The sequence below is a fragment of the Clostridium sp. genome, assembly GCF_032552055.1.
In the GTDB taxonomy this organism is placed as follows: Bacteria; Bacillota; Clostridia; order Clostridiales; family Clostridiaceae; genus Clostridium.
In genome coordinates, this window is record NZ_JAWGSV010000144.1 from 1 (window position 1) to 7,774 (window position 7,774).

Consider the following 7,774-nt stretch of genomic DNA (forward strand, 5'->3'; position numbering starts at 1 on the left):
GGAGTGGGTTATATGAAAAAACTAAATGGGTTTTTTGAAGAAAAAATGTTACCTATAGCTGCAAAGCTTGGGGCGAACAAAGTGTTAATTTCAATACGTGATGGTATAACATTAAGTATGCCACTAATTATTATTGGTTCCTTATTCATGATAATAGCAAGTTTTCCTGTTAAAGCATGGACTGATTGGCTGACAGCTGTAGGAATTGATGCTTATTTATGGAAGGGTGTAGATAGTAGTTTTGGATTAATGGGTCTAATAGCAAGTTTTGGAATTGCGAATAGCTTAGCTCGTCAAAATAAAGTTGACGGAGTATCAGCCGGTATTATAGCATTATCTTCATTTATAGTTGTTACACCTTTTGTAAGCGGTGAAACAGGTGCAGGCATCCCAGTTGGCTACATGGGAAGTAAAGGTTTATTCGTAGCTATGATTCTTGGTATTATTTCAGCTTTAATTTTTATCTGGTTTATAAAACGTGATATCCAAATAAAATTACCAGATTCTGTTCCACCTGCAGTTGCTAGAAGCTTTAGTGCTTTAATTCCAGGTGCAGCTATTATAACTTTATGGTTAGTTGTTTTTGCAGTTCTTGATAAGATGAATATTGGTAATATTCATGACATAATGATGATAGTTTTAGGAGGACCTTTAGGATTACTTGGTAATAACATATTTGGAACAATTATTGCAATTCTATTAAATAGTTTATTCTGGTTCGTTGGTATCCATGGAGGAAACGTTGTAAACAGTATTCTTCAACCTATTTGGTTAATGAATTCAGATGCAAACCGTTTATTATTCCAAGCTGATAGTGCGGCTCATTTACCAAATATTATTACACTACCATTTATAGATAATTTTGTATATATGGGTGGCGGTGGAGCCACAATTGGATTAGTAATTGTTATTGCAATCATTGCTAGACGTAAAAATGCAAGTAAAATGACTAAAACTATGGCGCCATTAACTTTAACTCCTGGTATATTCAATATTAATGAACCTGCTATGTTTGGTTTACCAATAGTAATGAATGTTTCATTAATAATACCATTTATTTTAGCACCAGTAGCAAATGCGGTAATATCATATGTGGCAATGGCTTCAGGGTTGGTTGCAAGAACTACAGGTATAACAGTTTCGTGGACAATGCCACCAATTCTTAGTGGATTCCTTACAACTGGAAATCATATAAGCGGAGCTGTATTACAATTGGTATGTATAATTGTAGACGTAGCAATTTATTGGTTCTTCTATAAAGCAGTTGAAAAGCAAAATTTAGCTTTAGAAGCAGTAGAAGCTAATGAAGTTAATGAAGTTAATAATATAATGAGTTAAATAAAAGAAATAAAAATAAAAGAAATAAATATAAGTTAAAGAAATATTTGGAGGAGTAATTATGGGTAAAAGATTAATTAGTGCAAATGCTTCGGAAATATTGCAAATGACCGCAGCAGAGTTAAAACAAAGTATTAAAGCAAGCGAAGGGAGAACCATTCTGTCAGAGAATGTGGCACCAAGAGAATCATTTATCGGTGATATTACTAACTCTGAGATCGCTAGAGCTTTTGGAGCAGATTTAATTCTGCTTAATTGTGTAGATGTTTTAAATCCTTGCATATTTGGATTAGAAGTAAAAGAGGGATCTTCTTTTGTAGATGAACTACATAACTTGGTAGGTCGTCCAATAGGAGTGAATTTAGAGCCGGTAGATTTAGAGGCTGATATGGCAGAGGATCTTTATACTATAAGCAAAGGTAGACAAGCTAATCTTGAGACAATTAAAGAAATTGAAAGACTAGGGATGGATTTTGTATGTTTTACTGGTAATCCAGGTACAGGAGTTACTAATTCACAAATAGAAAAAACAATTCGTTTAGCAAAAGAAAATTTCTCAGGTCTAATAATTGCTGGTAAAATGCATGGAGCTGGTGTTAATGAGCCAGTTGCAGATTTAAAGGCAGTAGAAAGCTTTATTGATGCTGGTGCAGACATTATATTAGTACCTGCAGTTGGTACTGTACCTGGTTTTGACGATTCAGAACTAAAAGAAGTAGTTAGAGTAGCACATGAAAAAGGGGCTCTTGTATTAACTGCTATTGGTACTAGCCAAGAAAGTGCTGATGAAGATACTATTAAGCAAATTGCTATAAGAAATAAGATTTGTGGAGTAGATATTCAACATATTGGTGATGCAGGCTATGGTGGGGTTGCACCTTTCGAGAATATTTTTGCTATGAGTAAGGCAATTCGTGGGGTTCGTCATACTGTATCGATGATTGCACGTTCAATTAACCGTTAATTATTTTTTAAATAGGAATATAGTTAAAAGATTTGGGATGATAGGTTAAAATTCAACTTATCCTCCCATATATTACTAAAAATAGAGAGGTTATTAACCGTAGATAGGAAAGGGTGTATATATATGAAAAAGACAATTATGTTAGTGTGTGCTGCAGGAATGAGTACTAGTTTAATGGTTGCGAAAATGCAAAAGGCCGCTGAAGCTAAGGGTATTGAAGCAGATATATTTGCTATTTCAGCAGGAGAGGCAGATAGTTATTTAGATGAGAAAAAAGTAGATGTAGTACTTTTAGGACCACAAGTAAGATTTATGAAAGCGCAATTTGAAGAAAAAGTTGCACCAATGGGAATTGCGTTAGATGTAATACAAATGACAGATTACGGTATGATGAATGGAGAAAAAGTATTAAATCAAGCTCTTAAATTAATGGAATAGGATTTTAGAGCCAATTGATTAAAGGAGTGTTTAATTTGGAAGAACAAACAAATTTAGAAGTTATTATGGAGTTAATTATATATGGAGGAGATGCCAAAAGTAATGCTATGGAAGCTATTCAAGCTGCTAAGGCTGGAGATTTTGAATCAGCTAAAGCTAAGATTTCAGCAGCAGAAGCTTCATTAGTAAAGGCTCATCATTCTCAAACAGGAATGTTAACTGAAGAAGCTAAAGGAAATAAGTCTGAAATTTCTTTATTAATGGTACATGGACAAGACCACTTGATGACTTCAATGGCATTTACGGATTTAGCAAAGGAAATTGTTGATGTATATAAGAAAATTAATGAAAAGTAATTTTATGCTTTATTATATAATTAGGAAATAATAAATATGTAAAGAAAGTGATTTAAAGTGCTGAAGAAAAAAAGAAGTGATAAGTATAAAGTTTATAAAATTTACTTAATAAAGTGAATAGAAATAATGATTATTTATTGATAACGTTATAAAAAGATTCTTGACAACGTTATACTGATGTATTATTATATAGACAAGTTAATAATGTTAGTAATTAGGATTGTTACTGGTAAGCAGGCAAGACCTAATAGGTATATAAATGTAATTTTATGTTTAAATAAATTATAGTTATATGCCTATTAGGTTTTTTTAAAATTCATATATGCTAGGAGTGTTATATATGAGAATTACACGCATAATAAATAATAATGTAATATGTGCAGTTAATGAAAGAAATCAGGAGAGAATTCTTTTAGGAGCAGGAATTGGATTTCAAAAGAAAAAAGGTGAAAAAGTAGATAAAAGTAAAGTGGAAAAGGAATTTTTCTTAAAATCCAAATCTGTATCAGGAAAGCTTTTCTCAATATTAACTCAAATTCCTATGGAGTATATGAGGGTTACAGAGAGTATTATAAAATATGCTAAAGAGACACTAAATGAGGAACTAAGTGAAAATATTTATTTAACTTTAACAGATCATATAAGTTTTTCTATAGCAAGACAAGAAAAAGGATTGCCCTTTAGTAATGCTTTATTGTGGGAAATAAAAAGGTTTTATCCTAAAGAGTTTAGTATAGGTTTAAAGGCTATAGAGCTTTTAAATAAAGAGTTTAATATAACTTTACCAGAAGATGAAGCAGCTTCAATTGCAATGCATATTGTAAATGCAGAACTTGGTGGTGAAGCTATAAGGGATACTATACAAGTTACTGAATTTATTCAAAATATATTAAATGTAATAAGATATCATTTTAAAATTGATATAGATGAAGATTCATTGTATTATAGTAGATTCTTAACTCATTTAAAGTTTTTTGCTTATAGAATACTAAGTAGTACATTAAGTGAAGAGGGAGATGAAGACTTTAAAGAAGTCGTTAAGTTAAGATATCCAGAAGCATATGAATGTACATTAAAGATTGCTAAGTTGATTAGGGATAAGTACAATAAGGAATTAAATTCAGATGAATTAGTTTATTTAACTGTTCATATTAAGAGAATTATTACAAGTTAGTAAAAATTGAATGAGACCTATTTAATAGGATTGTTACTGGTAGTGCAGGCAAGACCTAGAGTATTAAGAGTAGTTTATTTATAAATTAAATTTTTTATAGATTTAGTTTGTATTATAAATTTTATTTCTAATACTCTAGGTTTTTTTATAAAATTTTATAAGTTTTTTGTAAGGAGAGATAGAATATGGATTTTAAGAAGATGGCCAATGAAATATTAGAATTAGTTGGCGGAGAAAAAAATGTAGCTAGTGTTACAAATTGTATGACTAGACTAAGATTTAATTTAAATGATGTTAGTAAGGCTAATACAGGAGCTATAAAGAAACTTGAAGGAGTTCAAGGAGTAGTAAATAAAAATGGACAATTCCAAATAATTATTGGAACAAATGTAAGTAAGGTTTGTGATGAAATACATAAGCTTGGTAACTTTGAAGAAAATTCATCTTCAGATTCTACAAATGAAGAAACAGGAGTAATAAATAAAGTTTTAGGTACTATTACAGCAATATTTACTCCAATTATCCCAGCACTTGCAGGCTCAGGTATGATAAAGGCGTTATTAGCAGTGTTAAAGCTTTTTGGATTAGTAGATGCGGGTACTCAAACATATGCTTATTTAAGCTTTTTAAGTGATACAGTATTCTATTTCTTACCAGTTATATTAGCTTATTCAGCTGCTAAGAGATTTAAGTGTAGCCCTTATTTAGCTGCTGTACTTGGAGCTGCACTTCTACATCCAAGTTTTACAGCTTTAAATACTGGTGATCCAGTTGCTTTCTTTGGAATACCTGTAAGAATGATTTCTTATGGTTCAAGTGTTGTTCCTATACTTTTAATAGTATTTGCACAATCATATGTTGAAAAATTTGCAAAGAAGATATCACCTGCTTCAGTAAAAGTATTTTTAGTACCACTTATTACTTTAATAATAACTTCTTTAATAGGATTTACTGCTTTAGGACCTTTAGGTAATTATGTTGGTGAAATTCTTGCTATTGGAATGAACTTTATAAATGATAGAGCTGGATGGCTTATCCCTGTAATTATGGGTGCATTTACTCCATTATTTATCATGACTGGTATGCATTATTGTTTTGCACCTATACAACAAATTCAATATGCGACTTTAGGATATGGTACAATTTTAGGACCTGGAATGTTATCATCTAATATTGCTCAAGCAACATCAGCTTTAGTAGTTGGATTAAAAACTAAAAATAAATCATTAAAGCAATTAAGTATATCAAGTAGTACCACTGCATTTATGGGTATTACAGAACCAGCGTTATATGGTGTAAACTTTAAACTTAAAAAACCTTTATATGCATCTATGATAGGTGGAGGTATAGCTGGTCTTTATGCTGGTATTACTGGAATTAGAACATATGCATCGGCTACAGCAGGACTTGCTGCAATTCCAGTTTATATTAGTGATGATATGTCAAATGTTATAAATGCATGTATTACAATAGTTATTTCAATAGTTGCTACAACAATAGTTACTTTAATAATGGGATTTGATGATATTGAAGAAGAGAACAAAGAAGTTTCTGAAGAAAAAAATGAAACTAAAGCTAAATCAATAGTAGGAGAAATAGCTTTATCTACTCCAGTTGAAGGCGAAGTTATTCCGCTATCAGAAATGAATGATGATGTATTCGCAGAAGAGCTTATGGGTAAAGGGATGGCTGTTATACCAACAGTAGGAAAAGTTTTTGCACCATTTGATTGTACAGTTGAATCTTTATTTAAAACTAATCATGCTATTGGATTAAAGGATGAAAATGGTGTAGAATTATTAATTCATATAGGAATAGATACTGTAAAATTAGAAGGTAAATATTTCAATTCTCATATAAAACAAGGTGATGTAGTTAAAGCTGGAGATTTATTAATAGAATTTGATAAAGAAGCTATTAAAAATGCTGGATATGATATAACTACAGCAGTTATTGTTACTAATACTGCAAATTATATGGATGTATTAGGAACTGAAAAAACTTATATTAAGAATGAGGATACATTAATAAGAGTTCTTAATTAAGAAAGGAGAATTTTGATGGCGACAAGATTTAATGAAGGTTTCTTATGGGGAGGTGCTATAGCAGCTAACCAATGTGAAGGAGCTTATAATGAAGATGGAAAAGGATTATCTATTCAAGATATAATGCCAAATGGAATAGTAGGTCCAATTTCAGATGGACCAGTAGAAGAAAATTTGAAGCTTGTAGGAATAGATTTTTATCATAGATATAAGGAAGATATTAAATTATTTGCGGAAATGGGCTTTAAGACATTAAGATTTTCAATTGCTTGGTCTAGAATATTTCCTAAGGGAGATGAAGAAACTCCAAATGAATTAGGATTGAAGTTTTATGATAATGTTATAGATGAATGTTTAAAATATGGTATTGAACCATTAGTAACATTATCTCATTATGAAACACCACTTCATTTAGCTAAAACTTATGATGGATGGAGAAATAGAAAGCTAATAAAATTCTTTGAGAATTATTGTAGAGTAGTTTTTGAACGTTATAAGGGTAAGGTAAAATATTGGCTTACATTTAATGAGATAAATTCTGTAATACACTTTCCATTAATGGGAGCTGGAATATTAACTCCAAAAGCAGAGTTAACTAAGCAAGATGTTTATCAAGCAGCACATCATGAATTAGTTGCAAGTGCATTAGCAGTTAAACTAGCTCATGAAATTATGCCAGATGCAAAGGTTGGATGTATGGTGCTTGGAGTAATAAATTATCCTATGACTCCACATCCGGATGATATGATAGCTTCAATGGAACGTGATCATGATCTTATGTTCTTTACAGATATTCATGTAAGAGGTAAGTATCCAAGATATACAAAGAAGTTATTTAGGGAATTAGGCGTTAATATTCAAATGGAACCAGAAGATGAAGAAATACTAAAAAATACAGTAGACTTTATATCTTTTAGTTACTATATGAGTAAATGTACAGCTAAAGACTTATCAAAGTATGAAAAAGGAAGAGGAAATTTAACTTCAGGAGTTAAAAATCCATATTTAGAAGAATCTGAATGGGGATGGCAAATAGATCCTCAAGGCTTAAGATATATATGTAACTATTTTTATAATCGTTATGAAAAACCATTATTTATTGTTGAAAATGGCTTAGGTGCAGTAGATGAATTAGTAGAGGTAGATGGTGAAAAAACAGTAATAGATGATTACCGGATTAAATATTTAAATGACCATTTAGTTGAACTAGGAAAAGCTATAGAAGATGGCGTTGAAATAATGGGATATACAAGTTGGGGATGTATTGATTTAGTTAGTGCATCTACAGCAGAACTAAAGAAAAGATACGGATTTATATACGTTGATCGTCAAAATGATGGCTCAGGAACTCTAGAACGTTATAAGAAAAAGAGCTTTAATTGGTATAAAGAAGTTATAAGAACTAATGGTGGAAGCTTGATTGAGTAAGTTTATGTGGAAAAACAAATCACTTTAATAG

The 7,774-nt window shown here is 30.9% G+C and carries 7 protein-coding genes; all 7 read left to right on the forward strand.

Going from position 1 to position 7,774, the window contains the following annotated elements:
* Nucleotides 1–3 precede the first annotated feature (3 nt).
* The 7 genes from E6248_RS10360 to E6248_RS10390 all read left to right on the forward strand — a co-directional run bounded on the left by E6248_RS10360 (nt 4) and on the right by E6248_RS10390 (nt 7,743).
* Nucleotides 4–1,338 (forward strand): PTS sugar transporter subunit IIC, encoded by a 1,335-nt coding sequence (locus E6248_RS10360; protein WP_396335148.1) that lies wholly within the window; start codon nt 4–6, stop codon nt 1,336–1,338.
* A gap of 61 nt (nt 1,339–1,399) precedes the next feature.
* Entirely contained in the window at nt 1,400–2,302 is a 903-nt protein-coding gene (locus E6248_RS10365; RefSeq protein WP_316340732.1) for a haloacid dehalogenase-like hydrolase, read from the forward strand.
* Between the two features lie 123 nt (nt 2,303–2,425).
* On the forward strand, nt 2,426–2,740 hold the full coding sequence (locus E6248_RS10370; RefSeq protein WP_316340733.1) for a PTS sugar transporter subunit IIB: 315 nt from the start codon (nt 2,426–2,428) through the stop codon (nt 2,738–2,740).
* 26 nt (nt 2,741–2,766) lie between these two features.
* Nucleotides 2,767–3,096: a PTS lactose/cellobiose transporter subunit IIA gene (locus E6248_RS10375; RefSeq protein ID WP_396335149.1), complete on the forward strand. Its 330-nt coding sequence runs from the start codon at nt 2,767–2,769 to the stop codon at nt 3,094–3,096.
* A gap of 340 nt (nt 3,097–3,436) precedes the next feature.
* The gene (licT, locus tag E6248_RS10380) at nt 3,437–4,270 is read left to right on the forward strand and encodes a BglG family transcription antiterminator LicT (RefSeq protein ID WP_316340735.1); all 834 of its coding nucleotides are present in this window, start codon (nt 3,437–3,439) and stop codon (nt 4,268–4,270) included.
* Between the two features lie 185 nt (nt 4,271–4,455).
* Complete coding sequence (locus E6248_RS10385) at nt 4,456–6,315, forward strand: beta-glucoside-specific PTS transporter subunit IIABC (protein ID WP_316340736.1); 1,860 nt, start codon at nt 4,456–4,458, stop codon at nt 6,313–6,315.
* Nucleotides 6,316–6,330: 15 nt separating this feature from the next.
* Nucleotides 6,331–7,743, forward strand: a complete 1,413-nt coding sequence (locus E6248_RS10390) for a 6-phospho-beta-glucosidase (protein ID WP_316340737.1) — start codon at nt 6,331–6,333, stop codon at nt 7,741–7,743.
* Nucleotides 7,744–7,774: the final 31 nt, after the last annotated feature.